The sequence below is a fragment of the Halomonas sp. TP35 genome (assembly GCF_052375975.1).
Classification (GTDB): domain Bacteria; phylum Pseudomonadota; class Gammaproteobacteria; order Pseudomonadales; family Halomonadaceae; genus Vreelandella; species Vreelandella citrativorans.
Window position 1 is genome coordinate 102813 of record NZ_JBQSUZ010000006.1, and the last position, 25781, is coordinate 128593.

Annotated in this window: 41 protein-coding genes and 1 riboswitch; of the genes, 29 read left to right on the top strand and 12 right to left on the bottom strand. The window is 55.5% G+C overall.

Annotated elements, in window-relative coordinates:
- The first annotated feature begins 4 nt into the window (after positions 1-4).
- The 25 genes from rplB (at position 5) to ACT3RU_RS09540 (ending at position 13392) form a co-directional block, all read left to right on the top strand.
- On the top strand, positions 5-835 hold the full coding sequence (gene rplB, locus ACT3RU_RS09420) for a 50S ribosomal protein L2 (protein ID WP_087108948.1): 831 nt from the start codon (positions 5-7) through the stop codon (positions 833-835).
- Between the two features lie 33 nt (positions 836-868).
- Complete coding sequence (rpsS, locus tag ACT3RU_RS09425) at positions 869-1144, top strand: 30S ribosomal protein S19 (protein ID WP_009098993.1); 276 nt, start codon at positions 869-871, stop codon at positions 1142-1144.
- Positions 1145-1162: 18 nt separating this feature from the next.
- Entirely contained in the window at positions 1163-1495 is a 333-nt protein-coding gene (rplV, locus tag ACT3RU_RS09430; RefSeq protein WP_009723900.1) for a 50S ribosomal protein L22, read from the top strand.
- Positions 1496-1506: 11 nt separating this feature from the next.
- Positions 1507-2211, top strand: a complete 705-nt coding sequence (gene rpsC / locus ACT3RU_RS09435; protein WP_087108946.1) for a 30S ribosomal protein S3 — start codon at positions 1507-1509, stop codon at positions 2209-2211.
- Between the two features lie 15 nt (positions 2212-2226).
- Entirely contained in the window at positions 2227-2640 is a 414-nt protein-coding gene (gene rplP / locus ACT3RU_RS09440; RefSeq protein WP_007112000.1) for a 50S ribosomal protein L16, read from the top strand.
- The gene (gene rpmC, locus ACT3RU_RS09445) at positions 2640-2831 is read left to right on the top strand and encodes a 50S ribosomal protein L29 (protein WP_027337514.1); all 192 of its coding nucleotides are present in this window, start codon (positions 2640-2642) and stop codon (positions 2829-2831) included. Before rplP ends, rpmC begins: the two co-directional genes overlap by 1 nt.
- Position 2832: 1 nt before the next feature.
- Positions 2833-3093 carry a 30S ribosomal protein S17 gene (gene rpsQ / locus ACT3RU_RS09450; RefSeq protein WP_009723897.1) on the top strand — a complete coding sequence of 87 codons (261 nt, stop codon included), beginning with the start codon at positions 2833-2835 and terminating at the stop codon, positions 3091-3093.
- A 50-nt stretch (positions 3094-3143) separates the two neighbouring features.
- On the top strand, positions 3144-3515 hold the full coding sequence (rplN, locus tag ACT3RU_RS09455) for a 50S ribosomal protein L14 (RefSeq protein ID WP_087108944.1): 372 nt from the start codon (positions 3144-3146) through the stop codon (positions 3513-3515).
- Between the two features lie 14 nt (positions 3516-3529).
- Positions 3530-3844, top strand: a complete 315-nt coding sequence (gene rplX, locus ACT3RU_RS09460) for a 50S ribosomal protein L24 (RefSeq protein WP_018917729.1) — start codon at positions 3530-3532, stop codon at positions 3842-3844.
- A gap of 18 nt (positions 3845-3862) precedes the next feature.
- On the top strand, positions 3863-4402 hold the full coding sequence (gene rplE / locus ACT3RU_RS09465; RefSeq protein WP_087108941.1) for a 50S ribosomal protein L5: 540 nt from the start codon (positions 3863-3865) through the stop codon (positions 4400-4402).
- Between the two features lie 10 nt (positions 4403-4412).
- Positions 4413-4718, top strand: a complete 306-nt coding sequence (gene rpsN / locus ACT3RU_RS09470; protein WP_018917727.1) for a 30S ribosomal protein S14 — start codon at positions 4413-4415, stop codon at positions 4716-4718.
- Between the two features lie 32 nt (positions 4719-4750).
- Complete coding sequence (gene rpsH, locus ACT3RU_RS09475) at positions 4751-5143, top strand: 30S ribosomal protein S8 (RefSeq protein WP_087108939.1); 393 nt, start codon at positions 4751-4753, stop codon at positions 5141-5143.
- Between the two features lie 9 nt (positions 5144-5152).
- Positions 5153-5683 carry a 50S ribosomal protein L6 gene (gene rplF, locus ACT3RU_RS09480; RefSeq protein WP_087108937.1) on the top strand — a complete coding sequence of 177 codons (531 nt, stop codon included), beginning with the start codon at positions 5153-5155 and terminating at the stop codon, positions 5681-5683.
- Positions 5684-5692: 9 nt separating this feature from the next.
- A complete protein-coding gene (gene rplR / locus ACT3RU_RS09485) occupies positions 5693-6043 on the top strand; it encodes a 50S ribosomal protein L18 (protein ID WP_008959159.1) in 351 nt (116 codons plus the stop codon).
- Between the two features lie 11 nt (positions 6044-6054).
- Positions 6055-6555 carry a 30S ribosomal protein S5 gene (gene rpsE / locus ACT3RU_RS09490; RefSeq protein ID WP_192527314.1) on the top strand — a complete coding sequence of 167 codons (501 nt, stop codon included), beginning with the start codon at positions 6055-6057 and terminating at the stop codon, positions 6553-6555.
- 6 nt (positions 6556-6561) lie between these two features.
- On the top strand, positions 6562-6744 hold the full coding sequence (rpmD, locus tag ACT3RU_RS09495) for a 50S ribosomal protein L30 (protein ID WP_087108933.1): 183 nt from the start codon (positions 6562-6564) through the stop codon (positions 6742-6744).
- A gap of 3 nt (positions 6745-6747) precedes the next feature.
- Positions 6748-7182, top strand: coding sequence for a 50S ribosomal protein L15 (gene rplO / locus ACT3RU_RS09500; RefSeq protein ID WP_087108931.1), 435 nt, complete (start codon positions 6748-6750; stop codon positions 7180-7182).
- Positions 7183-8514, top strand: a complete 1332-nt coding sequence (gene secY / locus ACT3RU_RS09505; RefSeq protein WP_087108929.1) for a preprotein translocase subunit SecY — start codon at positions 7183-7185, stop codon at positions 8512-8514.
- Positions 8515-8564: 50 nt separating this feature from the next.
- The gene (rpmJ, locus tag ACT3RU_RS09510) at positions 8565-8678 is read left to right on the top strand and encodes a 50S ribosomal protein L36 (protein ID WP_009099023.1); all 114 of its coding nucleotides are present in this window, start codon (positions 8565-8567) and stop codon (positions 8676-8678) included.
- Positions 8679-8801: 123 nt separating this feature from the next.
- On the top strand, positions 8802-9158 hold the full coding sequence (gene rpsM, locus ACT3RU_RS09515) for a 30S ribosomal protein S13 (RefSeq protein ID WP_192527315.1): 357 nt from the start codon (positions 8802-8804) through the stop codon (positions 9156-9158).
- Between the two features lie 39 nt (positions 9159-9197).
- Positions 9198-9584, top strand: coding sequence for a 30S ribosomal protein S11 (gene rpsK, locus ACT3RU_RS09520; protein WP_009099028.1), 387 nt, complete (start codon positions 9198-9200; stop codon positions 9582-9584).
- A gap of 12 nt (positions 9585-9596) precedes the next feature.
- The gene (rpsD, locus tag ACT3RU_RS09525; RefSeq protein ID WP_087108925.1) at positions 9597-10217 is read left to right on the top strand and encodes a 30S ribosomal protein S4; all 621 of its coding nucleotides are present in this window, start codon (positions 9597-9599) and stop codon (positions 10215-10217) included.
- Positions 10218-10337: 120 nt separating this feature from the next.
- Positions 10338-11333 (top strand): DNA-directed RNA polymerase subunit alpha, encoded by a 996-nt coding sequence (locus ACT3RU_RS09530; RefSeq protein WP_016915790.1) that lies wholly within the window; start codon positions 10338-10340, stop codon positions 11331-11333.
- A 39-nt stretch (positions 11334-11372) separates the two neighbouring features.
- The gene (gene rplQ / locus ACT3RU_RS09535; protein ID WP_018917717.1) at positions 11373-11759 is read left to right on the top strand and encodes a 50S ribosomal protein L17; all 387 of its coding nucleotides are present in this window, start codon (positions 11373-11375) and stop codon (positions 11757-11759) included.
- A 331-nt stretch (positions 11760-12090) separates the two neighbouring features.
- The gene (locus ACT3RU_RS09540; RefSeq protein ID WP_192527376.1) at positions 12091-13392 is read left to right on the top strand and encodes a D-alanyl-D-alanine carboxypeptidase family protein; all 1302 of its coding nucleotides are present in this window, start codon (positions 12091-12093) and stop codon (positions 13390-13392) included.
- Positions 13393-13506: 114 nt separating this feature from the next.
- On the opposite strand, the gene ACT3RU_RS09545 is transcribed toward ACT3RU_RS09540, so the two are convergent.
- The 5 genes from ACT3RU_RS09545 to thiM all read right to left on the bottom strand — a co-directional run bounded on the left by ACT3RU_RS09545 (position 13507) and on the right by thiM (position 17183).
- Positions 13507-14244, bottom strand: coding sequence for a DODA-type extradiol aromatic ring-opening family dioxygenase (locus ACT3RU_RS09545; protein WP_192527316.1), 738 nt, complete (start codon positions 14242-14244; stop codon positions 13507-13509).
- A 104-nt stretch (positions 14245-14348) separates the two neighbouring features.
- Entirely contained in the window at positions 14349-14765 is a 417-nt protein-coding gene (locus ACT3RU_RS09550) for a DoxX family protein (protein ID WP_192527317.1), read from the bottom strand.
- An 86-nt stretch (positions 14766-14851) separates the two neighbouring features.
- Positions 14852-15772 carry a LysR family transcriptional regulator gene (locus ACT3RU_RS09555; protein WP_192527318.1) on the bottom strand — a complete coding sequence of 307 codons (921 nt, stop codon included), beginning with the start codon at positions 15770-15772 and terminating at the stop codon, positions 14852-14854.
- The gene (gene thiE, locus ACT3RU_RS09560; protein ID WP_192527319.1) at positions 15769-16383 is read right to left on the bottom strand and encodes a thiamine phosphate synthase; all 615 of its coding nucleotides are present in this window, start codon (positions 16381-16383) and stop codon (positions 15769-15771) included. The genes ACT3RU_RS09555 and thiE overlap by 4 nt, the downstream gene beginning before the upstream one ends.
- Positions 16383-17183, bottom strand: a complete 801-nt coding sequence (thiM, locus tag ACT3RU_RS09565; protein WP_192527320.1) for a hydroxyethylthiazole kinase — start codon at positions 17181-17183, stop codon at positions 16383-16385. Before thiM ends, thiE begins: the two co-directional genes overlap by 1 nt.
- Positions 17184-17207: 24 nt before the next feature.
- A riboswitch (TPP riboswitch) is annotated at positions 17208-17303 on the bottom strand.
- Positions 17304-17530: 227 nt separating this feature from the next.
- On the opposite strand from thiM, the gene gloA reads away from it, so the two are divergent.
- Entirely contained in the window at positions 17531-18064 is a 534-nt protein-coding gene (gene gloA / locus ACT3RU_RS09570; RefSeq protein ID WP_087108912.1) for a lactoylglutathione lyase, read from the top strand.
- A 1-nt stretch (position 18065) separates the two neighbouring features.
- Positions 18066-18431, top strand: a complete 366-nt coding sequence (locus tag ACT3RU_RS09575) for a DUF6164 family protein (RefSeq protein WP_087108910.1) — start codon at positions 18066-18068, stop codon at positions 18429-18431.
- Here ACT3RU_RS09575 and ACT3RU_RS09580 read toward each other — a convergent pair.
- Together ACT3RU_RS09580 and ampC are read right to left on the bottom strand one after the other, a co-directional pair.
- Positions 18428-19093, bottom strand: a complete 666-nt coding sequence (locus ACT3RU_RS09580; RefSeq protein WP_192527321.1) for a cupin domain-containing protein — start codon at positions 19091-19093, stop codon at positions 18428-18430. The genes ACT3RU_RS09575 and ACT3RU_RS09580 overlap by 4 nt on opposite strands.
- Before the next feature lie 134 nt (positions 19094-19227).
- On the bottom strand, positions 19228-20391 hold the full coding sequence (ampC, locus tag ACT3RU_RS09585) for a class C beta-lactamase (protein WP_225733787.1): 1164 nt from the start codon (positions 20389-20391) through the stop codon (positions 19228-19230).
- 147 nt (positions 20392-20538) lie between these two features.
- Here ampC and ACT3RU_RS09590 point away from each other — a divergent pair, with 147 nt between their 5' ends.
- Entirely contained in the window at positions 20539-21411 is an 873-nt protein-coding gene (locus tag ACT3RU_RS09590) for a LysR family transcriptional regulator (RefSeq protein ID WP_318779690.1), read from the top strand.
- Here the strand turns inward: ACT3RU_RS09590 and ACT3RU_RS09595 are convergent.
- The 4 genes from ACT3RU_RS09595 to ACT3RU_RS09610 form a co-directional block, all read right to left on the bottom strand.
- The gene (locus ACT3RU_RS09595; protein WP_192527323.1) at positions 21408-22460 is read right to left on the bottom strand and encodes a metal ABC transporter solute-binding protein, Zn/Mn family; all 1053 of its coding nucleotides are present in this window, start codon (positions 22458-22460) and stop codon (positions 21408-21410) included. The genes ACT3RU_RS09590 and ACT3RU_RS09595 overlap by 4 nt on opposite strands.
- A 21-nt stretch (positions 22461-22481) precedes the next feature.
- Positions 22482-23372 (bottom strand): metal ABC transporter permease, encoded by an 891-nt coding sequence (locus ACT3RU_RS09600; RefSeq protein WP_192527324.1) that lies wholly within the window; start codon positions 23370-23372, stop codon positions 22482-22484.
- Complete coding sequence (locus tag ACT3RU_RS09605; RefSeq protein WP_087108900.1) at positions 23356-24090, bottom strand: metal ABC transporter ATP-binding protein; 735 nt, start codon at positions 24088-24090, stop codon at positions 23356-23358. Before ACT3RU_RS09605 ends, ACT3RU_RS09600 begins: the two co-directional genes overlap by 17 nt.
- 293 nt (positions 24091-24383) lie before the next feature.
- Positions 24384-25037, bottom strand: coding sequence for a hypothetical protein (locus ACT3RU_RS09610; protein WP_087108896.1), 654 nt, complete (start codon positions 25035-25037; stop codon positions 24384-24386).
- 98 nt (positions 25038-25135) lie between these two features.
- Between ACT3RU_RS09610 and ACT3RU_RS09615 the strand changes: the two genes are divergently transcribed.
- A complete protein-coding gene (locus ACT3RU_RS09615; RefSeq protein WP_192527325.1) occupies positions 25136-25315 on the top strand; it encodes a hypothetical protein in 180 nt (59 codons plus the stop codon).
- Between the two features lie 103 nt (positions 25316-25418).
- Here the strand turns inward: ACT3RU_RS09615 and ACT3RU_RS09620 are convergent, their stop codons facing one another.
- Positions 25419-25724 (bottom strand): hypothetical protein, encoded by a 306-nt coding sequence (locus ACT3RU_RS09620; protein ID WP_087108882.1) that lies wholly within the window; start codon positions 25722-25724, stop codon positions 25419-25421.
- Positions 25725-25781 lie beyond the last annotated feature (57 nt).

Here is a 25781-nt window from a genome sequence, read left to right on the forward strand (position 1 = left end):
GATAATGGCAATCGTCAAGACCAAACCCACATCCGCCGGTCGTCGCCACGTCGTCAAGATCGTTGGCGAGGAGCTGTACAAAGGCCGTGCTTATGCACCGCTTTTGGAAAAACAGTCCAAGTCCGGTGGCCGTAATAATAACGGTCGCATCACCACCCGCCACGTGGGCGGTGGTCACCGTCAGCACTATCGTTTGATCGACTTCAAGCGCACCAAAGATGGCATTCCAGCCACTGTTGAGCGTCTTGAGCACGATCCGAACCGTAGCGCGCATATTGCACTATTGAAATATGCAGATGGCGAGCGTCGTTACATCATTGCACCGAAAGGTGTCAGCGCGGGTGACGTGCTGGAATCTGGTGTAAACGCGCCCATCAAAAAAGGCAATGCCTTGCCGCTGCGCAACATTCCGCTTGGTTCTACCGTTCACGGTATCGAACTGAAGCCGGGTAAAGGCGCGCAGATTGCTCGCAGTGCCGGTACTAGCGCTCAGCTGGTTGCTCGTGAAGGTAACTACGCCACCTTGCGTCTTCGCTCTGGCGAAATGCGTAAGATCCTGGCTGAGTGCCGCGCAACACTGGGCGAAGTGAGCAACTCCGAGCACAGCCTGCGTCAACTTGGCAAGGCCGGTGCGAAGCGCTGGAGAGGCGTGCGTCCGACTGTTCGCGGTGTCGCGATGAACCCGGTAGATCACCCGCATGGTGGTGGTGAAGGCCGCACCAGTGGTGGTCGTCACCCGGTATCCCCGTGGGGTATACCGACTAAGGGTCACAAGACGCGTAAGAACAAGCGCACCGACAAGCTGATTATCCGTCGTCGTAACAAGACGCGTTAATCGAAATTGCCAAGAACTTAAGAGGTAACGGCTGTGCCACGTTCACTAAAGAAAGGTCCCTTCATTGACCTTCATCTTTTGAAGAAGGTAGAGGCTGCAGTGGAGAAGAACGACCGTAAACCGATCAAGACCTGGTCGCGTCGTTCGATGATCCTGCCCAACATGGTAGGTCTGACTATTGCGGTCCATAACGGACGCCAGCATGTCCCGGTGCACGTCTCCGAGGAAATGGTGGGTCATAAACTTGGCGAATTCGCTGCTACTCGCACATATCGCGGGCATGCTGCGGACAAGAAAGCCAAACGGTAAGCCAGAGAGGATTTAGAGATGGAAGTCACAGCTAAGCTGAGTGGCGCTGCTTTATCCGCACAGAAGGCCCGTTTGGTGGCTGACCAGGTGCGCGGTAAACCGGTCGCCGAAGCTATTGACCTGCTGACCTTCTCACCGAAGAAGGCTGCCAAGCTGGTCAAGAAAGTGCTTCAGTCCGCCATCGCGAATGCGGAAGAAAATAACGGCATGGATATCGATGAGCTGCGTGTCTCGACCATCTGCGTCGATGAGGGCATGACGCTCAAGCGTATCAAGCCGCGCGCCAAAGGGCGTGCGGATCGTATCTTGAAGCGCACCTGCCACATCACCGTCAAGGTAGCCGAGAAGTAGGAGTCGACCAGATGGGTCAGAAAGTCAATCCAACAGGCATTCGACTGGGCATCGTCAAAGACCATGCTTCTGTCTGGTATGCCGAGCGCGGCGCCTATGCCGATAAGCTCAATAACGATCTCGAAGTGCGCAGCTTCCTGGAAGAGCGTCTTAAAAGCGCTTCCGTAAGCCGCATTCACATCGAGCGTCCGGCTAACAACGCCCGCATCACCATTCACACTGCCCGTCCGGGTATTGTGATCGGTAAAAAAGGTGAAGATGTCGACCGTCTGCGTCGCGATCTTACCGAAATGATGGGCGTTCCGGTTCATGTGAACATCGAAGAAGTTCGCAAGCCAGAGCTGGATGCCAAGCTAGTCGCTGCTAACGTAGCGGGTCAGCTTGAGCGTCGCGTCATGTTCCGTCGTGCCATGAAGCGCGCGGTACAGAACGCAATGCGTCTTGGCGCTGGCGGCATCAAGATTCAGCTGTCAGGTCGTCTTGGTGGTGCCGAAATCGCACGTACCGAATGGTACCGCGAAGGTCGCGTTCCGCTGCACACTCTGCGTGCGGACATCGACTACGCCACTTACGAAGCTCACACCACCTATGGCGTCATCGGCGTTAAAGTGTGGATCTTCAAGGGCGAAATCCTCGGCGGTATCGAGGAAGTACGTGCCAAGGCTAAGCAACAGCAGCCTGCCGGCAACGCGCCCAAGAAGAAAGGTTCCAGGTAAGGGGAGAGCGAGTCGATGTTACAGCCCAAGCGTATGAAATTCCGCAAGATGATGAAAGGCCGCAACCGTGGCCTGGCGCATCGCGGAAGCAAGATCAGCTTCGGGGAGTACGGTCTGAAAGCTACTGGTCGCGGCCGCATCACTGCGCGTCAGATCGAAGCCGGCCGTCGTGCGATCACACGTCACGTTAAGCGTGGCGGTAAAATCTGGATCCGCGTTTTCCCTGATAAGCCGATTTCCAAGAAGCCGCTCGAAGTTCGTATGGGTAAAGGTAAAGGTTCTGTTGAGTACTGGGTAGCCCAGATCCAACCGGGTCGGGTCCTGTACGAAATTGAAGGCGTATCCGAAGAGCTGGCCCGTGAAGCATTTGAACTGGCCGCCCAGAAGATGCCCTTATCCACCACCTTTGCGAAACGGACGGTGATGTGATGAAAGCCCAGGAAATTCGTGAAAAGTCAGCAGGAGAGCTCAAAGAGCAGCTCCTCGAGCTACTCCGCGAGCAGTTTAACCTGCGCATGCAGAAGGCCACTGGCCAACTGAGCCAGACTCATCTGCTCAAGCAGGTCCGTCGGGATATCGCCCGCGTTAAGACTGTGCTCAACGAGAAGGCAGGTGATTGAGATGGCCGAAGAGAAAAAAACTCGTACGCTCACCGGCAAGGTGGTGAGCGACAAGATGGATAAATCCATCGTCGTTATGATCGAGCGTCGTGAACGTCACCCGATCTACGGAAAATACGTTAAGCGCTCCACCAAGCTGCACGCCCATGATGAGGCGAACCAGGCTAAGGCAGGCGATACGGTTTCCATTCAGGAGTGCCGTCCGCTTTCCAAAAAGAAAGCCTGGACGCTGGTCGAGGTGGTTGAGCAGGCTAAGGGTTAATACCTAAAGCCTGCCGATCAGTGCAGTCAGATTAGGTTTGGAGAAAACCGATGATTCAGACTCAGACAATGCTGGATGTCGCCGACAACAGCGGAGCGCGCCGGGTGCAGTGCATCAAGGTGCTAGGCGGTTCACACCGTCGCTACGCTCACGTTGGTGACGTCATTAAGGTAACGGTGAAAGAAGCTATTCCGCGTGGCAAGGTCAAAAAAGGCCAAGTCTTAAAAGCGGTAGTCGTTCGCACCCGTAGTGGCGTCCGTCGTAGTGACGGTTCGCTGATCCGTTTCGATGGAAATGCGGCGGTTTTGTTGAATAACACCAACGAACAGCCGATCGGCACGCGCATCTTCGGGCCGGTTACTCGTGAGCTTCGTAATGAGAAGTTCATGAAGATCATTTCCCTAGCGCCTGAAGTGCTGTAAGGAGCGAGGCGGATATGCAAAAGATCAAACGTGACGATGAAGTCATCGTCATCGCCGGGAAGGATAAAGGCAAACGTGGTACCGTTAAGCGGGTATTAGAAAGCCGCTTCGTGGTATCTGGTGTGAACATGATTAAACGTCACACCAAGCCGAATCCCATGGCGGGAAATCAGGGCGGTATCGTCGAGCGTGAGGCTCCGATTCACGCGTCCAACGTAGCCATCTTCAATTCGGAGACCGGTAAGGCGGATCGCGTCGGCTTCCAAGTTAAGGAAGACGGTACCAAGGTACGTATCTACAAGTCGACGCAGACGCAGATCGACGCCTAACGCGAGTCGGGTAGCAAAATGGCGAACTTGAAAGAACGTTATCAAAACGAGGTCGTAGCTCAACTCAAAGAGCAGTTCAGCTACAACAACGTTATGCAGGTACCCCGGATCACGAAAGTGACTCTGAACATGGGTATCGGTGAAGCGGTTAGTGATAAAAAACTGATCGACAATGCCGTCGGTGACCTGGAGAAATTGTCCGGTCAAAAGCCGCTGGTGACCAAAGCACGTAAGTCCATCGCGGGCTTCAAGGTGCGCGAAGGTTGGCCGATTGGTGTCAAGGTAACACTGCGCGGTGAGCGTATGTGGGACTTCTTGAACCGTCTGGTTAACATTGCGATTCCTCGCGTGCGTGACTTCCGTGGTCTTAACCCGAAGTCTTTTGACGGTCGCGGCAACTACTCCATGGGTGTGCGTGAGCAGATCATCTTCCCGGAGATCGAGTATGATAAAATCGATCGCATTCGGGGGCTGGATGTCACTATCACTACTACTGCCAACACCGACGAGGAAGGTCGTGCGCTGCTAGCGTCACTGAACTTCCCGTTTAAGAAATAAGGGTTGGATCATGGCTAAGAAAAGTATGATAGAGCGTGAGCTCAAGCGTACGCAGCTGGTCGAGAAGTATGCGGCCAAGCGTACTGAGCTCAAGGCAATCATCTCAAACGTGAATACGTCTGAGGAAGAGCGCTTCGAGGCGACGCTGAAGCTGCAGCAACTGCCGCGCGACTCAAGCCCGGTACGCCAGCGTAACCGCTGCCGCATCACGGGCCGTCCGCACGGTTTTTACAACAAGTTCGGCCTTGGCCGCAACAAGCTGCGTGAAGCCGCCATGCGTGGCGACGTCCCTGGTCTGAAAAAGTCCAGTTGGTAACGCCACGTAGAATCATCAGGAGCGCACATTAAATGAGCATGCAAGACACTCTGGCGGATATGTTTACCCGTATCCGCAATGCGCAGATGGCCACCAAGGAGACGGCAGTCATGCCGTCTTCCAAGTTGAAAGTGGAAGTGGCCCGCGTGCTAAAGGAAGAAGGCTACATTACCGACTTTACGGTTGCTGAAGGTGTTAAGCCTGCACTAACCGTAACTCTCAAGTACTTTGAGGGTAAGCCGGTCATTGAGCACATTCAGCGGGTTTCCAAGCCGTCTTTGCGTCAGTACAAGGGCAAGGACAACCTGCCCAAGGTTGCCGATGGTCTGGGCATCGCGATTGTCACCACCTCTAATGGTGTCATGACCGATCGTGCCGCACGCCAGGCGGGTGTAGGTGGCGAAGTCATCTGCACCGTATTCTAGGAGGCTGGAATGTCCCGCATAGCGAAATATCCGGTTAAAGTGCCTGCTGGTGTCGAGATCAAAATCGATGCTAGCCAGCTGACCGCCAAAGGCGGCCAAGGCACGCTGTCACTGCCCATTCACCAGGACGTGGTGATTGGTCAAGAAGATGGCCAGCTGACCTTCGCCCCGAGCGAATCTGCCAAGAGCTGGGCAATGGCCGGTACTACCCGCGCCTTGGTTCAGAACCTGGTAACGGGCGTATCCGAGGGTTTCACAAAAACTCTCGAAATTGTTGGCGTCGGTTATCGTGCCCAAGCTAAGGGCCAGACGCTCAATCTTTCACTGGGCTTCTCGCACCCGGTCGACTACGAACTGCCGAAAGGTGTCTCAGCGGAAACGCCGAAAAACACCGTGATCGTGCTGAAAAGCGCGGATAAGCAGATGCTCGGTCAGTGCGCCGCAGAAATCCGCGCTTTCCGTCCGCCTGAGCCGTATAAAGGCAAGGGTGTTCGGTACGCCGACGAGCAGGTGCGTCGCAAAGAAGCCAAGAAGAAGTAAGGCAGGGTTATGAACGCGAAGAAAGAATCTCGTCTCCGTCGTGCCCGCCGTGCTCGCGCCAAGATCCGCGAGCTGGGCGTGTATCGCCTGTGCGTCAACCGTACCCCGCGTCACATCTACGCGCAGATTATCTCGCCGGATGGTGGCAAAGTGTTGGCCAGCGCTTCAACGCTGGACAAAGCACTGCGCGAGGGTGCGACCGGTAACTCAGATGCGGCCTCCAAGGTCGGTGCTCTGATTGCTGAACGCGCTAAAGAAGCAGGCATCACCCAGGTGGCCTTCGACCGTGCTGGCTTTAAGTATCACGGTCGCGTGAAGGCTCTGGCCGACGCCGCTCGTGAAGGCGGCCTGGAATTCTAAAGGGTTTTACGATGGCGAAGAACGAACAGCAAAACGGTGATCTGCAAGAGAAGTTAGTGCAGGTTAACCGCGTCGCCAAGGTGGTCAAGGGTGGTCGTATTTTCGGCTTCACCGCGCTGACCGTCGTGGGTGATGGTAAAGGTCGTGTTGGTTTCGGTCGTGGCAAGGCGCGTGAAGTGCCGGTCGCAATTCAGAAAGCAATGGACCAGGCTCGTCGCAACATGGTCAAGGTTAACCTTGCAGGCAGCACGCTGCAGTACCCTGTAAAAGCCCGTCACGGTGCTTCCAAGGTCTACATGCAGCCAGCCTCCGAAGGTACCGGTATCATCGCCGGTGGTGCTATGCGCTCTGTATTAGAGCTTGCTGGCGTCCACGATGTACTGGCCAAGTGCTACGGTTCCACCAACCCGGTTAACGTGGTACGAGCGACTGTAAAAGGTCTCTCTGCTATGCAAGCACCGGAAGACATCGCCGCCAAGCGCGGTCTGTCTGTCGACGCGATCACGGGGTAAGGCACCATGGCAGCAACGATCAAGGTTACCCAGATCCGCAGCACCATCGGCGTTTTGCCCAAGCACAAGGCTACTATGAAAGGCCTGGGCCTGCGTCGCATCGGTCACTCGGTTGAACTGGAAGACACCCCTGCCGTTCGCGGCATGATCCACAAGGTTAATTACCTTGTGCGTGTTGAGGGAGAGTAATCCATGAAGCTTAATACCTTAAGCCCGGCCCCGGGCTCCAAACCCGCTGCAAAGCGTGTTGGTCGTGGTATCGGTTCCGGTCTTGGTAAGACCGGTGGCCGTGGCCACAAAGGTCAGAAATCACGCAGTGGCGGCAGCGTCAAGCCTGGTTTCGAAGGCGGTCAGATGCCCATGCAGCGTCGTTTGCCGAAATTCGGTTTTACGTCTGCTAAATCATTGGTCTCTGAAGAAGTACGCCTGGCTGAACTTGCCAAGGTTGCTGGTGACGAAGTCACTATGGAAACGCTGAAGCAAGCCAACGTGCTGAAGGATGCAACGCTACACGCGAAAATCATCCTTTCAGGCGAACTGAACAAGGCAGTTACCGTTCGTGGTATCAAGGTCACCAAAGGTGCCCGTGAAGCGATCGAAGCTGCTGGCGGCAAGGTAGAGGACTAAATGGCCAAGTCAGGAAATATGCCGGCGATGGGCAGCGGTCTGAGTGAACTGTGGGCGCGTTTGCGCTTCGTGCTCCTCGCCATCGTGGTGTACCGTATCGGTGCCCACATTCCCGTTCCCGGTATCAATCCTGACCAGCTTGCTGCCTTGTTTAGGGAGCAACAGGGCACCATCCTGGGCATGTTTAACATGTTCTCGGGTGGCGCCCTGGAGCGCATGAGCGTCCTCGCTTTGGGCATAATGCCTTATATTTCTGCGTCGATTATCATGCAGCTGATGACTGCGGTCTCACCCCATCTTGAACAACTCAAGAAGGAAGGTGAGTCCGGCCGCCGCAAGATTAGCCAGTACACCCGCTACGGCACGGTGATACTGGCTCTTGTCCAGGCTACCGGCATGTCGGTCGGTCTGGCTAGCCAAGGCATCGCTTACAGCGCTGACTTCAGCTTCTATTTCACCGCCGTGATTACGTTTGTGTCAGGCGCGGTGTTTATGATGTGGCTAGGTGAGCAGATTACCGAGAAGGGCATTGGCAACGGTATTTCGTTGCTGATCTTCGCTGGTATCGTCGCTGGGCTGCCCAGTGCCGTGGGGCAAGCGTTTGAACTTGCTCGTAACGAAGGGGCCTGGAATGTCCTTCCGCTGTTAGCGCTGTCAGTGCTAGGTATTGCCACCGTGGCATTCGTAGTGTTCATTGAGCGCGGCCAACGCCGCTTGAAAGTGAACTACCCACGTCGCCAGGTTGGCAACAAGATGTATGCAGGCCAAAGCAGCTACCTGCCTTTGAAAGTGAACATGGCGGGTGTTATTCCTGCGATCTTCGCGTCCAGTATTCTACTCTTCCCGGCTTCTATTGGTCAGTGGGTAGGTGCAGGTGAAGGTATGGAGTGGTTGCAGCGTGCATCACAAGCATTAGCCCCTGGGCAACCGCTTTACATCTTGCTTTTCGCGGCGGCAGTGGTATTCTTCTGCTTCTTTTACACAGCGCTGGTCTTCAATCCGAAGGATGTAGCTGACAATCTGAAAAAGTCAGGTGCGTTCCTGCCGGGCATTCGCCCCGGCGAGCAGACCGCTCGCTATATCGATAAAGTCATGACTCGTCTGACTTTGTTCGGTGCTCTGTATATCACTGCGGTTTCCTTGATGCCCCAGTTCCTGATCGTTGCCTGGAATGTGCCATTCTTTTTTGGCGGCACCTCGCTCCTGATCGTGGTAGTGGTCATCATGGACTTCATGGCTCAGGTGCAGTCACACCTCATGTCGCATCAGTATGACTCGGTGATGAAGAAGTCCAACCTGAAAGGCTACGGTAGCGGCGGCATCATGCGCTGAGGCGCCGCCTTACGATTGGCGCGCCGCGAGCCGTTTTTGGAGAAAGAACGATGAAAGTTCGAGCTTCCGTAAAGAAAATGTGCCGTAACTGTAAGATCATTCGTCGCAATGGCGCTGTTCGCGTCATCTGCATCGAACCACGGCACAAGCAGCGTCAGGGTTAATTCCTACGCTGTTTTAAGTGGGTGTTCGGCATACCCCTTGCCTTAGGGCATTTAAAGGGGTATGCTGTTGCGCCTTTTGTAGATGAATAAACGAGCAAGCCGCTCAAATTTCGGAGTAAGCTGATGGCCCGTATTGCAGGCGTCAATATCCCGGACAACAAGCATGCGGCGATCGCGCTGACCTATATCTTCGGGATTGGCCGTACTCGCGCGCAGCATATCTGTGCTGCTGCCGGTATTGCGCTGACTACCAAGATCCAGGAACTATCTGGCGAAGAGCTGGATACCCTGCGTTCTGAAGTTGGTAAGTACACCGTAGAAGGCGACCTTCGTCGTGATGTTACGCTGAACATTAAGCGTCTCATGGACTTAGGCTGCTACCGTGGTCTGCGTCATCGTCGTAGTCTTCCGCTGCGTGGTCAGCGGACTAAGACTAACGCGCGCACCCGTAAGGGCCCGCGTAAGCCGATCCGCAAATAACACGCACGTTCTGGCGTAAAGACAGGAATAGACATCAACATGGCTAACCCGCGTAGTAACCGTAAAAAGGTTAAAAAGCAGGTAGTGGACGCCGTTGCGCATATCCATGCCTCTTTTAACAACACGATCGTGACGATCACAGACCGCCAGGGCAATGCTCTTTCTTGGGCAACTGCCGGTGGTTCGGGTTTTCGTGGTTCTCGCAAGAGCACCCCGTTCGCTGCTCAAGTAGCAAGCGAGCGTGCAGCGACTGCTGCAGCCGAGTATGGTGTGAAAAACGTAGACGTACTGGTTAAAGGCCCAGGTCCCGGTCGTGAATCCGCCGTGCGCGCACTCAATGCCGCAGGCTTCCGCGTGCAAAGCATCGTAGACGCGACGCCCATTCCCCATAATGGCTGCCGTCCGCCTAAGAAACGCCGCGTTTAAGGAGACAGATTCATGGCTCGTTATATTGGACCGAAGTGCAAACTGTCTCGTCGTGAAGGCACCGATCTCTTTTTGAAGAGTGGCGTGACTCCCTTCGAGAAAAAGTGTAAATCCGAGCAAATCCCGGGTGTACACGGCCAGCGTCGTCAGCGTCTTTCAGACTACGGCTTGCAGCTTCGTGAGAAGCAAAAAGTACGTCGCATGTATGGCGTACTCGAAAAACAGTTCCGTAACTACTACAAAGAAGCTGCTCGCCTGAAAGGTGCGACCGGTGAAGTATTGTTGCAGTTGCTTGAGTCCCGACTGGATAACGTCGTCTACCGTATGGGTTTCGGCTCGACTCGCTCTGAAGCGCGTCAGCTCGTTAGCCACAAGGCGATTTCCGTGAACGGCCGCACCGTTAACGTTGCTTCCTACCAAGTGAAGCCGGGTGACGTTGTTGCTATTCGCGAAAAGGCGAAGAACCAGGCACGTATTCAAAACGCGTTGACCATTGCGGCCAACCGTGGCGATATCCTCTGGATTGAAATCGACGCCAAGAAGATGGAAGGCACTTTCAAGGCTCTGCCTGAACGCGGTGACCTGACTGCCGACATCAACGAAAACCTGATCGTCGAGCTGTACTCCAAGTAAGCGGCGTTAATTAATCTGCTTCTTGAAGCCTGGGCGGGATAGCAAAGCTAACCGCCCAGATGCTCTTGAGTACGGTTCTTAAGAACTCAGTATCCGTTTGGCAGCCTGAAAGGTGTTCATATGCAGCGTTCAGTGACAGAGTTTCTTCGTCCTCGCGACATCAAGGTCGAAGAAATCAGCGCACATCATGCCAAGATCGTTCTCGAACCGTTCGAGCGTGGTTTTGGTCACACCCTGGGGAATGCACTGCGTCGCATTCTGCTTTCGTCTATGCCCGGCGCTGCCGTGGTAGAGGCTGAAATTGCGGGTGTAGAGCACGAGTACAGTGCGCTCGAAGGGGTGCAGGAAGATGTCATCGAAATCCTCCTGAACTTGAAAGATGTTGCGATCAAGATGCACAGCCGCGATGAGGCGGTGCTCTCGCTGAACAAGCAGGGCCCAGCCGTCGTCACTGCTGGCGACATTGCGCTTGATCATAGCGTCGAAATCGTCAACCCGGACCACGTCATTGCACACGTCAATGAAGGTGCCGAGCTGAAAATTCAGCTTAAGGTAGCGCTGGGTCGTGGCTACGAACCGGCTGACGCCCGTGGCTCTGATGAAGAGACCCGTGCTATTGGCCGCCTGCAGCTGGATGCCACCTTCAGCCCTGTCCGCCGCGTTTCCTACTCGGTTGAAGCCGCTCGTGTTGAGCAGCGCACCGATCTCGATAAGCTGATTATCGATTTGGAAACCGACGGTACTTTGGATCCGGAAGAGGCTATCCGTCGCAGTGCGACCATTCTGCAAGAGCAGCTGGCCGCCTTCGTCGACCTGGAAGCTGATAAAGAGCAGGAAGTCGAAGAGGAAGAAGATCACGTTGATCCAATCCTATTGCGCCCCGTAGACGATCTTGAGTTGACCGTTCGCAGCGCGAACTGCCTAAAAGCCGAGAATATTTACTATATCGGTGATCTTATCCAGCGCACAGAAGTTGAGCTGTTGAAGACACCGAACCTCGGTAAAAAATCCTTGAATGAAATCAAGGACGTTTTGGCGGCGCGCGGCTTGTCCCTCGGCATGCGGTTGGAAAATTGGCCGCCCGCTAGCCTGAAGGACGACAAGGCCTCCGCGTGAGTGTCGACTCGAGTCCCAGTTTGGTAAGGAATTACAACCATGCGTCATCGTAAGAGTGGTCGTCATCTGAATCGCACCAGCTCGCATCGTCAGGCCATGTTCAAGAACATGTCTGTCTCGCTGGTCGAACATGAAGTCATCAAGACAACCCTGCCCAAGGCCAAGGAACTGCGTCGCGTTATCGAGCCGCTGATCACCTTAGCCAAGCAGGATAGCGTTGCGAACCGTCGTTTGGCGTTCTCTCGCACACGTTCCAAAGAAGCCGTTGGCAAACTGTTCAATGAGCTGGGTCCGCGTTATGCCGAGCGTCCGGGTGGCTACATCCGTATTCTCAAGTGCGGTTTCCGCACCGGCGACAACGCGCCTATGGCGTACGTTGAGCTAGTAGACCGTCCGGTTGCTGAAGAAGCCGCTGCTGAAGAGTAAATCTTTAGTTGCTACATCTTTAAAGCAGAATGAAAACCGACCCGGCTGGGTCGGTTTTTTTATGCCTGACGTATCGAGTAATGCCGCTATAAAGCGTTAAATTGTCCGACGAGCGTGCTAGTCTAGAGTGAATTGACGGGGCCATCGGCGCTGCAGTTGTTTACCCTTGGGAGATGATTCATGGCGCATTATTCAATGCGGGGGTGTACGCGTGCAGGTCGAGGAAAAAGAGTGAGTCTCGTTTCCAGCGTAAATGAATCATCAAGGGGCAAACATGGTGACGAGGGGAGTAAACGATAACAAGGCGTCGAGGGCATGGCTTGCGGTAACGATGTTACTGCTATTGATCATCACCACCTCGACCGTGCAGGCGAATCCACGTTACGCAGGTATTGTGGTCGATCTTGATAACGGTGAAGTTTTATACGCAGAAAATGTGGATGCACCGCGTTATCCTGCTTCGCTGACCAAAATGATGACGCTGTACATGACCTTTGAGGCGCTGGAAAGCGGCACTTTAAGGCTCAATGAACCCCTCGCTGTTTCTGCCCAGGCCGCGGCTATGCCCGCTACCAAGTTATGGCTTTCTGCGGGCAGTACTATTCCTGTCGATACCGCTATCCGCGCCCTGGCTGTGCGTTCGGCGAATGATGTGGCCGTTGTGGTGGCTGAAGCGTTGGGCGGTAGCGAGCAGCGCTTTGCGCGGCTTATGACCGAAAAGGCGCGAGAGTTAGGTATGACGGCCACGACCTTCCGCAATGCCTCGGGACTTCCTGATGACCAGCAAATCACCTCCGCGCGGGACATGCTCACGCTCTCGGTGCGTGTCATGCAGGATTTTCCACAGTATTACCACTATTTTGGGCTTCAGGAATTTACCTATCGGGATAAACGTCATACCAGCCATAACCGTCTGGTACGTGACTATCCCGGCGCCGATGGTTTAAAAACCGGCTTTATTCGTGCCTCTGGCTTTAACGTAGCGACGACAGCGGCGCATGACGGCCGCCGTTTAGTCGCCATTGTAATGGGCGGCTTTAGCGCTGCATCGCGTGACACTCATATGGCCAATTTATTGGACAGAGGCTTTATGCGCGCTGAGCTGCGCGATCATCGTACGTGGATCGCCAATACCAGTTTTTCTCAGGAGTTTATGGGGTTTGGTGGTTCTACACCTCCCGTGGCGCCTCCCAAGGCGCCAACACCCGCGCCAAGCCAAATGCTTGCCAGTATTGAAACGACCGCGTTGTCGCCTGCCCCCAGTACTAGTGTAGATGAGCAACTTGCCACGATCACCGTTGAAGGCCCAGCCGAGGGAGCTCGCGCGTCTAACGCTGACCCTTTGCAGGCTTTTATTCAAAGTGAACGCTTGGTGGAAGCCCCCCCGACCGGCGCCTGGGGTATCCAAGTGGGTGCATTTAGCCAGCAAGGGCAGGCTCAGCAGCTGGCACAACAAGCGGCCCAACGCTTAACGCAAAATTTAGCCGGGCGCGTAGAGGTGGACACGCTTGAAGGCCAAACGCCGGTATACCGTGCTCGCCTGGTGGCTTTGGATGAGCACCGCGCCCGTGAAGCCTGCCGTGAACTACAACTGCAAGGCATGGAGTGCATGGTGGTCAACGCAAGCCTTTAAGCCTTCTTTTAAATGTAAAAAACCCCCACCAGCATAAAGCTGGTGAGGGTTTTTATGGTTGATGCCACGACCCACAACGGCTTTTCACCCATGCACGCGTACGCGCACAACCGCTTAGGCAAAGGCGTACGCGTTCATTGCCAGCACGCCATGCTCAACACTGCGGTGGAGCGGTGTGACATCACCGCCTGCGCCCATGGCTACCAGTAACGGCTGAAAATGCTCGGGCGTTGGATGGTTTCTGCTCGCTTCAGGGGCCGCTTGCCAGGCAAGCAACGCCTCACGGTCATTGTTCACAAGCTGGGTATCGACCCACTCTGCAAAAGTGCCGACCCAGTTGGGCATTGGGTTATCGAGCGGCATGGTTTCGTAAAGGTTATGGGTCAGGCTGCCCGACCCGATTACTAGAATGCCTTCTTCACGCAGTGGTGCTAGGCGCTTGCCCAGCTCAATCAGCTTGTCGTTGGACCAACGCACAGGCAGCGATAGCGTAACGACAGGAATATCCGCCTTGGGAAACATCAACGAAAGAGGTGCCCAGGTGCCGTGGTCGAATCCTCGTTCAACTTCTGAGGCACCCAGTAATTTGGCCAAGCGGTTGGCCAGTGCAGGCTCGCCAGGTGCCGGGTACTGCTGCTCGAACAGTTCGCGGGGAAAGCCGCCGAAGTCATGAAGGGTTTCTGGCCAAGGACTGTTACTGACTTTCAGCGTCTGACTTTCCCAGTGCGCCGAAACGACAATGATCGCCTTGGGCGTCAGTTGCTTGCCCAGCGAACGTAAAAAGTGATGGGCAGGCGTAGGGGTGAGGATCAGCATGGGAGAGCCGTGGGATATAAAAAGACTGGGTAGCATAACAACGTCTCCTGGCAGAAGGCCTTGGCAGTTACCAAGGCGCGAGCAAAAGTGTGGCGGAGAAAATTTGATAAATAAAAGTCGCTAGGGTGCGCCTAAAGCGATTAGCTAACGCCACGGCTCAGTGTAAAGCTGCCGCCGCCTAAGCCAGCCTGCACGAGCAGGGCAACGGTCCAGAACGCCGGGAATTCCCAACCACCTCCCGCATTGGAAAACATCCAGTCGTTGCCAAGATGCACGGACGTAGCACCCAGCAATAAAGGAATCATCGCAAGGCTAATCCAGCGCGTATAAATACCCAGAATCAAGGCCAGGCCGCCGCCAACTTCGCCCAGAATCGTTAAGTAGGCTATAAAGCTTGGCAGGCCCAGTGACTCAAAGTAGCCGACCGTGCCTGGCAGGGTAAACACAAACACTTTGGTCAGGCCATGGGCGAGTGCCATCACGCCAAGTGATAGTCGCAGCAGCGCGATGGCGTGGGGCTGAAGGTTGGTGCTCATGGTGGAAGTAGATGCATTCATGGGATATCTCCATTGGGCAGTGGTGCAAGTGCAATGGAGATACTTTACGTCCGTTTGCGGCAGAGATAATCCACGCGTATTAGACATCACTGTTGCGAAATAGGCGACAATCCCATCTCCTGCTCCCAGTGAGGCGGGCTGCCCCACGCATCCGCTAACACTTCAATAAACCGTTCTACCTTGGCCGGTAAAAAGCGCCGCGCAGGATAAATAGCATGAATATCCAGCATCTTAGGAGGGATCTGTGGCAGTACCTGAACCAGGCGTCCAGCGATAATGCTCTCCGTTACCAGAAAGCTGGGTTGATGAGCGATACCGATGCCTGCCTCGGCGGCATGGGTTAAAACATCGCCATTGTTGCTTTCAAGCGGGCCTTGGGGTGTCAGCGTCATATTCTCAAAACGCCAGTCGTTATTGGCTAAACCGCTTCGGTAACGCAGGCAGCGGTGGTGCGCAAGCGCCTCAGCGTTTGCCGGCACGCCATGGGTTTCAAGGTACGCCGGAGATGCGCAAAACAGCATTTGACAGCGCGTCAGACGCCTGGCGATCAGGCTTGAGTCGGGCAGGCTGCCAATACGAATGGCCACATCGTAGCCCTCTTCGAGAAGATCCACGCGGCGGTCACTTAAATCCAAGCGTACATCTAGGCCAGGATACGCCACCATAAAGCGCGCTACCAGCGGGGAGAGGTGACGCATGCCAAAACTCATGGGGCCGTTGATGCGCAAACGGCCGCTTATTTCAGAAATACCGCTGCCTACGTCGGCGGCAGCCTCATCAAGCGCCTGTAAAATTGCTTGGGCATGCGCAAGGTAGCGCTCGCCCTCGGCGGTTAAATGCAGGCGTCGCGTGGTGCGCTGAATAAGCCGCACCCCGAGCGTCTCTTCAAGGGCCATGACAATGCGCGATACCCGCGTGCGGGAAAGATCCAGCGCCTCGGCGGCCCGCGTGTAGCTGCCAAGCTCGGCAACTTTCACAAAGGCGGCAATATGGTCGAGCTGGTTCATGGTCGAGCAAACGCCCGTGCGGCCTGGTAAGGGTCAGGCTGGCCACAAATGGCGGAGATAACCGCCAAGCCATTGGCACCGGCTGCAACGACCTGCTGGGCGTGATCAGCCTTTAGCCCGCCGATGGCCACGCTTGGCAAGGTGCAGGCCGCGGCTAGCTGAGCCAGGCCTTCAAACCCTAACGGTTTAGCATGGTCCTGCTTGCTTTGGGTGGCAAACACCGGGCCCAGGCCCACGTAGTCGAGCAGTGCCACGGGGGCTGCGTGAAGCTGCTCAAGGGTATTAATCGAAAGCCCGATGATTGCCTCTGGCCCCATGGCCGTGCGCGCCTCTTGAACCGCTGTATCGCTTTGGCCGACATGCAGCCCATCGGCGCCGCTTTGCAAGGCAACGTTCAAGCGGTCGTTAATCACCAGTGGTACCCCGCTACCCGCTAGGGCCGCTTTCAAGCGCTTGGCCTGTTCAATCATGTCGGTATCGCTTGCGTGTTTATCGCGCAGTTGAACAAAACTGACGCCGCCTTTGACGGCCTCAATAACGGTGCGCTCTAGCCCTGCGGCTTTACAGAGTTGAGCGTCAGTTACCAGATAAAGCGAAAGATCAAAACGCATTAGCCTTCCTCCAGCCCGGTAAACTGACGGACGTCTGTAGGTGTTAGCTGATACAAGGCGTCCAGCAGTGCTACCTGAAAACTGCCCGGGCCTGCCGCCTGTTGTCCAGCGCGGCTACCCGCGATAGCAAAGCTTGTAAGTGCGGCTAATGTGGCGTTCAAAGGAGCTTCGGGGCTGGCCGCTACAAAGGCAGCAACGGTGGCACTTAACGCGCAGCCAAGCGTAGTGACACGTGGCATAAGCGCGTGCCCGCCGCTCAGACGCCAGTGCTGGGTTCCATCGGTAATAAAATCCTGCACACCGGTCATCGCGACAACACAGCCCTGCTGCATGGCGAGGTTAATGGCGGCCTCACGCGCTTCATCCGTAGAGGCTGTGGCATCCACTCCTCGGCCCGCGTGGGTCAAGCCGGAAAGCGTCATGATTTCTGAGGTATTGCCACGGATCACGCTGGGCTTAAAAGCCAATAGCGTTTGTGAAAGCGTTTGACGGTAGTAAGTGGCGCCCACCGCAACCGGGTCCAATACCCAAGGCGTATTGCTCTCGTTGGCCGTTCTAGCGGCAAGCTGCATACCTTCTGCCCAGTGTGGTGAAGGCGTACCGATATTGATCGAAAGTGCCCCGGCCAAGCGAGTAAATTCAGCGACTTCCTCGATAGAATGCAGCATGGCAGGGGAAGCGCCGACAGCCAGCAGGCAGTTAGCTGTGCTGTTCATCGCCACAAAATTGGTAATACAGTGCACTAACGGTGTGGTGCGCTGTACAGCGGAAAGCGCGTCGCTCAGCGGGAGTGATGTCATGGCCACCTCACAGCGTAGATCGGGTGCGATGACACCGCGACTTCCTACGCCGGTATTATCCGGTTCAGGTTCTAAGGGTGCATCTCAGCTTGAGCGTCTCAAGCGCCCCTGTCGTCTGGCTACTATCCTTGCCTTGGGCGGTGCTGTAAAGCGCAGGCGATGGGTAAGGGGGAATCCGGTAGGGTAAACGGGGCTGGAATAATGGCTGTCCTGCCCTCATGGTATGTCATCACAACGGCATCATGCGGTGTGAAACGGTTAGCTATAAGCTTGTGCACGGTATGGTTTTTGTCAAAGATAACCGCTCAATCAACTCGTTTAGCAGATAATCCCATAAGGAGCCTAAGATGACATTGCAAGGTGAACAGCATAAAGGCGTTCGTCCGGCCCCTGCGCAAACCCAAGGGTTTCGCTTAAACCATACGATGCTACGGGCGAAAGACCCCGAGCGTTCATTGGCCTTTTACTCCCAGGTATTTGGCATGCAGGTACTGCGTCGGCTGGATTTTGAAGAGATGCAGTTTTCGCTCTACTTTCTGGCGAACCTGGAAGCCAGCGACCAGGTGCCGGAAGATACCCAAGCGCGTACGGCCTGGACCTTCAGCCAAAAGGGGCTGTTAGAACTTACCCATAACTGGGGCACCGAAGACCAGGACGATTTTGCCTACCACGATGGCAATGCCGAACCGCAGGGTTTTGGACATATCTGCTTTAGCGTGCCGGACTTGGAAGCGGCCCAGGCATGGTTTGATGAGCACGATGTGACGTTCATAAAGCGGGCAGACCAAGGCAAAATGCAGGGCGTCATTTTTGTGAAAGACCCGGACGGCTACTGGATCGAAGTTATCCAGGCCGACCTAATGGCGGCGATGGGCGACTGATATGGCACACCTGCTGTTTCGGCTGCGCTACGTTACCGATGAAGAAGCCATGGAAGTCCGCTCACTACTGGCAGAACATGGTTTTGATACCTATGAAACGCAGGCCGGTTTTTTCCGCTTAGGGGTGGATGCGATCTGGCTGCGTGATGAAACCCAGCGTGAGGCGGCCGAAGCAGCACTGGCGGTGTATCAAGCCGAGCGCTTCACCAAGGCTCGGCAAGCGCACGCCGAGGCCGTGAGCCAAGGCGATGCACCTACCTTATGGCGCCGCTTGGCGGCGCATCCCTTTCAGGTCACCCTGGTAATGGTGGCGGTCGTCATGGTGGCACTGCTTACGCTGCTACCATTTCTTGGCCTGACACGTTAATCAAGCCGCAGGTGCCCACGTTTTAAGTAGAGCTTGACCCCTTCGCTGCCCGCGCTAAGTTGGGGAGCGGCGCCGGGAGGGTAGCGACACCAACTGCCCGTCGGGTATTCGGTATCGCCGTCGCACAAGGTGCCTTCCAGAACAAACGCTTCCAGGCCACCGCCCAGCGTTGGGTAGGCAATCGTCACGCCCGCCTCCCACTGTTCCAGGCTGGCACGCTCCTGGCCAAAGGTATGCAGCATTTTATAGGTAATACCCGGGCGACGATCTGGCTGCCAAGGTAAGCGGTGAGCAGGAACGGCCAGTTGAAGAATGTCATTGGCAGCAAACTGGTGAAGCTTCACCAGGATGAGCGCACCCTCATCGCCTATGTGCGGGGTGTGGCCCGTGCCGATAGGATTGCGCAGATAGGTGCCTGCGGGGTAGCGGCCATGTTCATCACCAAACACGCCCTCTAGTACAAGAATCTCTTCTCCGCCGTCGTGGGTATGTGCGGTGAACTGGCTGTTGGGCGCGTAGCGTACCAGACTGGTCGCTCTGGCTACTTCCTCGCCGATGCGATCAAGCATCATGCGCATAACGCCTGCACTGGGCGAATCGACCCATTGATATTGGTCCGGCGTTACGCAGGCAAAGTGGCTAAAGTCGGCGTTAAGGCGCATGGTATTGGCTCTTTGCAGTGGGGTGGTTATCGCGGTAGTGCAAGTCTCCTTATCCACAACCCAAAATGCAACGCAAAAAGACCGCCTTAATGACGAGCCTCGAAGAAGGCTCGCTGCATAAAAGCGGTCTTTTTTCAGGGGGTAGCCGCAAGCGTTGTCAGAATATGATGGGCGGCCTCAATACGCGCCTGGTTGGGATAATTGCGGTTAGCGAGCATCACGATGCCCATTCGCTGGCTGGGTACAAAGGCGACATAAGCGCCAAAGCCATTGGTTGAGCCGGTCTTGTTAAACCATACATCTTTATCTGCCGGTAACGGTGGCTGAAGCTGCTCGGCCTCGTTAGCCTCCAGCACCATCTCCATCGAATTGCCTGCTTGTAGTTGGTCAAGCGACACGGGGTAGGCGTAGCGTTCCCAACCAAGCCCCTGGGTCATATCGCCCATATTGACGTAGCCCATCTGTGTTGCTTCCAGTGCTTCGCGTAGGGGTTCGTCTACTGCTGAGCTGTCCATGTTGGCGTCAATGAAGGCCAGCATATCGGCGGTATTCGACTTTACCCCATAGGCCTCTGCGTCCAACACGCCGGGACTCACCCGAATCGGTTCATCCTCTTTTGAGTACCCTAAGGCGTAGTTCGCCTGCGCGTCTTCAGGTACCTGCAGGTAGCTGTGCTCAAGGCCGAGTGCTGAAAACACATGCGTTTCCATCAACTGGGCGTAAGGTTTTCCAAGACGCTGGGCGGTCAGGTAACCGAGTAATCCAATGCTCGGGTTTGAATAGAGCCGATGGGTGCCTGGCGCATACGTCGGTGTCCACTGGCGATAGTAGGCGATCATGTCGTCTTCGTTGTTGACGCTATCAGGAAACTGCAACGGCAGCCCGCCCGCCGTGTAGGTGCCCAGTTCTAACAGGCTGATGTTATCAAAGGCGCTCCCTTCAAGGGCTGGCAGGTACTGGCTGGCAGGGTCGGAAAGTGACAGAGCACCGCTGGCCTGAGCGTAAGCCGCCAGCGTCGCCGTAAACGTCTTGCTGACAGAGCCTAGCTCAAACAGCGTATCGGTGGTTACCGGCACGCCTGCCTCTTGATCGGCGACCCCATAATTAAAGTAATAGGGCGTGCCGTTAACGCTCACCGCCACGGCCATGCCCGGAATATTGTGCACATCCATCAAGTCCACGATGGTGTCGTTGACCACCGACGCTACCGGAAGGCTGCGTGGCTCATCATTCGCATAGCCAAAAGCGCTGACAAGGAGCGAACCTGCCACGATAAGCGCATTCTTTGCTGTTAACATCTTGTTCATCTGGAAACTCGTTACGTGTTGTTTATTAACATCGGGCGTTGGCCCCGCTGATTCGTTGCTTACGTTACGGCGAACCGTACAAGGTGACAAACAGCGATATTTTGCATAAGCCATTAGAAAAATTTGGGGGTCTGTATCGTGCGTCCCTACTTACCGCTAAAAGCCCTGCGCGCCTTTGAAGCGTCGGCCAGGCACTTGAGTTTTACCCGAGCGGCCGCCGAGCTATGCGTGACGCAAGCGGCCGTTAGTCATCACGTAAAATTGCTGGAAGGCCAGTTGAAGGTAGCGCTGTTCACCCGCCTGCCGCGCGGGCTGATGTTAACGCAAGAGGGCGAAATGCTACTGCCGGTCCTCAAGGCGTCTTTTGATCAGATTACGCACACGCTGGATCAATTAGGCGAGCAGAACTATCGGGAGGTATTGAATGTGGGCGCGGTGGGCACGTTCGCTGTCGGCTGGTTGCTGCCCAGGCTTGCTGACTTTCAGGAGCGTTATCCGTTTATTGATCTGCGCCTTTCGACCCATAACAACCGTACGGATATGGCCGCGGAAGGGTTCGACTTTGCTATCCGCTTTGGAACAGGCGCCTGGCACGGTATTGCGGCCCAGCCCTTGTTGCCAGCCTCGCTGTCGGTCATGTGCACGCCTGACATCGCCACCCGGCTAAAGACGCCGGCCGATGTCGTGGGTGAAACATGGCTACGCTCTTATCGCACCGATGAGTGGACGCAGTGGCTACTGGCGGCGGGGTTATCAAGCAGTGTTTCTGTGCCAAGAAGTATCGTGTTTGATTCTTCTATTGCCATGATAGAAGCCGCACAGCAGGGCGTAGGCATTGCCCTGGCGCCGCCTTCAATGTTCTCACGCCCGCTCACCAGCGGTGCTTTGGTACAACCGTTCAGCACCGCGGTGAGTTTAGGCGGGTACTGGCTGACGCGCTTACAGTCGCGGCCAGAAACCCAAGCCATGGCCTGTTTTAGAGAGTGGCTGACCATGGCAACCAATGCCTAGTGGCTATGGCTATGCTCGCTGTGATCATGCCCGTGGTCATGGTCATGGTCATGATCGTCATGTGCATGGTCGTGGCCGTCATGCGCATGGTCATCATGGCCCGGCTGGGCCAGTGCTTCGTGCAGCACTACCGCATTGTGGCGCATCATGCCAAGGTAGGTGCTCGCTTCGCCCTCGGAAGAGAGCGCATCGGCATACAGCGTTCCGGCAATCGGCAGGCTCGTCTCTTCAGAAAGTTGCTGAATGACCGCAGGATTGGTCATGTTTTCATGGAACAGGGCTTGTACGTTCTGGTCGTTGATCACGTCCACCAGCTCGGCCATGCTGGCGCCGCTGGGTTCTACTTCGGTCGATAAGCCGGTAGGTGCCAAAAAGTTGACGCCGTAAGCATTCGAGAAGTAGCCAAAGGAGTCGTGACCAGTAATCACGCTGGTCGAGGCCGGGATCTCGCTGATGAGCTCACGAATTTCAGCATCGACTTCTGCCATGTTGGCCAGGTAGTTATCGGCGTTAGCCTGGTACTCATCGGCGTTAGTTTCATCGGCCTCAATCAATCCGTCACGAATATTGGCAACGTAAATCCGCGCTTGGGCCATATCCTGCCAGGCATGAGGGTCAAATTCACCATGCGCTTGGTCGTGTCCGTGATCATGGTCATGCCCATGGTCGTGATCGTGATCGTGGTCGTGTCCATGATCATGGTAGTCGAGCTTGTTAATGCCATCGGTGGCCGTTATCAATGCGCCGTTGTAGCCGCTGGATTCAATGAGCCGCTCCATCCAGCCTTCGAACAGTAGGCCGTTGAACACCACAAGGTCCGCTTCTGTCAGTGCGCGTGCATCGCTTGGGCGAGGGGAGTAGACGTGCGAATCACCGTCAGGCCCCACCAGCGATGTTACTTCAACGTGCTCGCCGCCCACGTTCTCGACCATATCGGCCAGGATGGAGAAGCTTGTCACCACCTGAACACGGTCTGCTGCGATGGCCGCGGGCAGTGCCAACATGGCGGATACGCCAACCAATAAGCGCGAAGATAACCGTAAAGACATACCGACTCCTGTTGAATGATGTTACGTAGATGCCTCAGCGCTGAGCGGGGCTGTTTTACGCCTTAGCCGGGCAGCCAGGCTGTGGTAGCGCCCAAACATCGCCGAGAAAAGATAGCCCACACCGGCCAGCAGAATAATGCTCGGCCCCGAGGGAATATCCAGATGAAAAGAGAGCAGCAAGCCACCGGTACTGGCGACCATGGCGATCACAACGGCAATCGCCATCAAGCCTTCAAGGCGCCTGCTCCAAAAACGCGCGGCAGTGGCGGGCAGCATCATTAAACCCACCGCCATCATCGTGCCCAGCGTTTGAAAGCCCGCCGTCATGTTGAGTACCAGCAAGGCTAAAAACACGCTGTGCACCCAGCCGTTGCGGCTGTTTTGGCCGCGTAAAAAAAGCGGGTCCAAACACTCCACCACCAGTGCGCGGAAGATGATGGCCAGGGTCACCAAAATCAGCGTGCTGATGCCTGCAATCAGTAGTAATGCGGTGGCGTTAACGGCCAAAATCGACCCAAACAGAACATGGGTTAAATCAACGCTGCTGCCACCCATAGAGATCAGCATGACCCCCGCCGCCAGCGAGATAATAAAAAAGCTCGCCATGGCCGCATCTTCACGCTGGCCGCCTATCTTCGATACTGCCCCGGCAAGTAGTGCCACCATTAATCCGCACAAGACGCCGCTAATACTCATAATGGGCAGCGAGAACCCGGCCAGTAGAAAGCCGATTGCCACGCCCGGCATAATGGCATGAGCCAAGGCATCGCCAATCAGGCTCATGCCGCGTAGCACCAGAAAAACGCCCAAGGGCGGGGCCGCAATGGACAGCGCTAACCCGCCGACCACCGCGCGGCGCATAAAGCCGTAATCAAACGGCGCAATCAGCCACGTATTAAGCAGTTCCAGCATGGTGCTCTCCCAGTGAAAAAGGTACTGCTTGGGCGGGCAGTTGCTGATGATGTAGTTCACTGGGTGCCACCCAGCGGGCATGGCCGCCGTTTAACATCAATATTTCATCGGCCAAGCGGCGTAAATGGTCCATATCGTGCAGAACGATAATAATCGTCGTACCGTCATCGGCCATCTGGCGCAGGATGCGGATTAAAATATCGACCGTGTCGCTGTCCACGTTGGCAAAAGGCTCATCCAGCAGTAGCAGCTCGGCTTCCTGCATTAACGTACGCCCAATCAAGGCCCGCTGGCGCTGGCCACCGGAAAGCTCGCCTAAAGGGCGGTGAGCCAAGTGCGAAATACCCAAACGCGCCATGATGTCGCGACCTTTACGGTAGTGCACCGCACAGTAGCCTTTCAGTGCCCCATGGCTTGGCCAACTCCCGGTCATGACCAGCTCTTCCACGCTCATGGGAAAGGTTAAATCCAGCGCCAACTGCTGGGGCAGCCAGGCACGGCGCTCAGAAGGAACGCTGCATATTACGTTGCCACCTGCCGGGCGAAGTTCGCCCATAATCGCCTGGATCAGAGTGCTTTTACCGGCCCCATTGGCACCAATTAACGCCGTAATAGCCCCCGGCCTGATATCGCCATCCACATGCTCAAGCACGGTGCGATGCCCTTGGGCCAAGTGCAAATTCTTAAGCTGTAAGCGTGATGACGTGCGCTGACTCATTTGGGCCACCCGCCAGCCCACACCACCAGCGCCCACAGCGCCACAAGCGGTATCGTCACCAATAGCAGCCGTTTCGTGGCCGACAATGACATTAAAGAGAAGTGGCAAGGCCCCTCCCGGTTATGGCGGTGTGTGCGATGACTCACAGAGTACCCTCTTAACAATAGAATAAGTTATAACATAACAATTGGCGAAGCCAAAAAAATTGCTGAATATTTTACGTGCTTACTGCGTCGTGACAATGGCAAACGCGCTTACTCACTCCTCCCAAAGGTGCTTATCTACAGGGCGTTTTAGTAACGCCATGTAGCGCTAATCTGTTGGGGAGAGACCAGCAGCGCGTACTCGCCGTCCATCGTCACCGGGCCAAGCGAAACGCGGGCGGGCTGAAAGCGGTTAATAGCGGAAGACGCCTGGTTGGGCTGGGTCCAAATCTGAAGCTCATTGACCAGCATGCCCATGGCAAAGTTCATCGCCCCGTCACGCTCGCGGCCATCGGCCGCAATAATACCGCCCGCAATGCCGTTAATCACCAGTGAGTTCACCCGCTCACCCCAGCCACGGCGTGCCCGCTCGGCCTGGGCAAGTTCCAACCCCAGCGCTTGCACACCGCTTAGCTCACCACGGGCTTTTAAGCGCTCATACTGCGCCAACGCCGCCTGGTGTGGCTGGCTATCCAACAACACCCCGCCAAGCGCCAATGCTGATTTCACCACACCGATCCGCGCATCAAAACGGTCATCGCGGTCGCTTGCCTCGCTGGCCTGATAAGCATCCACCACAAGGCTTGCGCCATAAATACCTGTCCAACCCCACTCCCACACATTGGCCTGCCGCGCACCGCGCTCAAATACATCGTCGTAGCCCGCCCATTCATTGGTGGGTTGCGCCAAGGCTGGCAGTGCCACAACGCACAGCAGTACGCCTAAAAGAGGGTGTAAACGCATCGGGAAAGTCCTGTCATCAAAGGGGGATGGCATTAAGCGTAGCATGTACGTGAAAGGCAGTTTGCGCGGTGGCTAATCGCTAAGTATGACTAAGGTCAATGGCGCTTAAAGGCGATCCCCGCACAGGCGGGGATGAACCGTCAGTGGTCGATATGAGCGATAATGGAAAAGTTGATCCCTGCGCGAGCGATAAAGAGCCGGGGTATTTAGATGGCCATCCCTCCATCGCGGGTGCGCTAACGGTTACTGCCGCGCTGCTTGAATGGGTTAATACTTGAAAGTTGGTGAGGTTGTAGTGCTGCCTTGGAATTAACGCTAGAGGCCAGCTTTAAGCAAAAGAGCCTCAATGGAGGCTCTTTGAAATAGCGGTGTTGGAACCGCTTATTTGTCCTTGTCCCAGTGTTCAAAGGCGCGCTTGTCATCGGGGAGCCGGACGATGTCACCGATGTTGAGATCAGGAAGGCCTTTAATATGGTGGCCTTTGGTGTCCATGATGGCGGCAACGCTGCCAATACTAACGGCGTCTTCTTCTCGGTAGGCTTCCACTTTTACGTGGACAATTTTGCCTTGGTAGCGGGCGGATAAAATATCGCCGGTGCCAATGCGGGCGTGTTCATGGTGGTCGTTAGCAAACAGTTTGGATACGCTGTCTTTGCCGGGGTCTTCCCATTCGATATGTCGATGCATCGTGGTTTCCTTGTAAGTGGGCCGAAAAACACAAGTGTAGTTTGATTTTTATTGATT